This is a genomic window from Campylobacter sp. FU_520 (assembly GCF_025772385.1).
In the GTDB taxonomy this organism is placed as follows: Bacteria; Campylobacterota; Campylobacteria; order Campylobacterales; family Campylobacteraceae; genus Campylobacter_D; species Campylobacter_D lari_C.
The window spans coordinates 1-1,680 of the sequence record NZ_JAKMRZ010000038.1 but is presented as its reverse complement, the minus strand read 5'-3'; the positions used below and the strand labels follow the sequence as shown (position 1 = coordinate 1,680).

The 1,680-nt window shown below is 31.1% G+C and carries 1 protein-coding gene and 1 pseudogene; one reads left to right on the top strand and one right to left on the bottom strand.

The window, feature by feature from the left end; genetic code table 11:
* Window positions 1-198 (top strand): annotated as a pseudogene (locus tag L8W55_RS07875) (YaaA family protein); the annotation flags it as partial.
* A 23-nt stretch (window positions 199-221) separates the two neighbouring features.
* Here L8W55_RS07875 and L8W55_RS07870 read toward each other — a convergent pair.
* The gene (locus tag L8W55_RS07870; RefSeq protein WP_263678133.1) at window positions 222-1,436 is read right to left on the bottom strand and encodes a major outer membrane protein; all 1,215 of its coding nucleotides are present in this window, start codon (window positions 1,434-1,436) and stop codon (window positions 222-224) included.
* Window positions 1,437-1,680 lie beyond the last annotated feature (244 nt).

Below are 1,680 nucleotides of genomic sequence, written 5' to 3'. Positions count from 1 at the left end.
ACTCTCACTTTTTTAAAAAATTCCAAAACCTTAAGTCATTTTGCAAAGGCTTATAGGGGTAAAATGCTAAGAATACTAGCAAATAAAAATATACATAGCAAAGAAGCTTTGCTTGAAAACTTACCTAATGAATTAAAAATAAATGAAATTAAAATACAAGGATTAAAAGAAGAAATAATTTTAGATATAGTAAGCTAAGCCTTTTGGCTTAGCTTTTATAATTAGAATTTGTATAGAGCTTCAAGTCTGATGAATTGATCGTCAGCATCCTGATCTTTTACACGATTATGATTATCTTCAGTTAAGTAAGAATAGAAGCCGCTAAATGTAAGTTTTGGACTGTATTTGTAAGATACTCTTGCTATGTATTCGTTTTTATCTGTATCAGGGGTGCCTGCTGTATATTCAGTTTTACCGCCGATATAGTCAAATCCTACTCTTAGTGTTTCAGCAAAAGTATAACCTAAACCTGCAAAATAGAAGAAGTTTTCACCTACAGATCCAGTTAATTTGCTGCCATCAGAGTAGAAAATTTGTTCACCTGGAGCAATCACTCTACCTTTATCTTCTAAAACTACCAAACTACCTTTATCTTTTTCACCATAACCAACTATACCTGCTTGGAAATCAAATGCTGAAATATTTGCTTGAATTTGAGCAGCATAGAAGTTACCATTGTCTAAATTTAAACGTTTTTCTTTTTCACTATCAACACTATTCCCTAAGTATTGAGCTTGGATTTTGAAATTAGCATCATTAAATGCAAATTTATAGCTAGCATCTACTGCATATAAGAATGCCCAATTATTTGAATAAGCAGCCCAAATTTGGAATGCAAATGGATCAAAATCACCTAATACAGCACCGCCATATAGTGAAGACTTAGCAATATTGATTCCATCTTCAATTGCAGTATCACCATCATCTTCAGCATTAAAGCTATCAAACCAATAACCTGCGAAAGTTAAACCTTCAATAGAGTTATTAACTACTTTAGCTCCTGTTCCTACTAAGTCATCAGTCCAAATAGAACCAACTTCCATTTTACCGAAAGTTACATTTGTAGCATAAGCTTCATTTGTATATTCTAAGTAAGCTTGTTGAACATTGAAAGTTTTATTTGTAACTGTTTGATTGCCTGTACCAAAGCCAGCTTCATTTGTGCTGTATTGGAATTGAACAAAAGCTTTAAAGTTATCATCTAAAGCTGCTTTGAAGTTTAATTGAGATTTAAATCTGTGTTTGTTTTCTTTGGTGTTGTTATAACCTTCCGCTTGAACTGCATTACCAATTTCTTGTCTATCAGATTCAAATCTGTATCTGAACATTCCTGATACATCAACATCTTTTATAGCTTCTTCAAGTGAAACAGCGTTAGCTGCTGAAAAAGCACCTGCAGCTAAAGCTGCTACTAAACTAAGTTTAACTAGTTTCATGAGAATTCTCCTTATTAAAATTAAAACTATGGCTTGTATTATAGCATAGTTTTATATAAGAATTCTTAAAGTAAATAAAAACAATATAAAATATATTAGATTATATAGTGTTAATATAAGTAGATAGATATATCTTTAAAGATCTAGTTTGAAACTAGATCTTTAAAAACTAAGGAGTTATCTATGAATGTTTGCTTTTACAAATGTAATTATGCCCTTTGATAGTTAATGTATGGAAACTGAG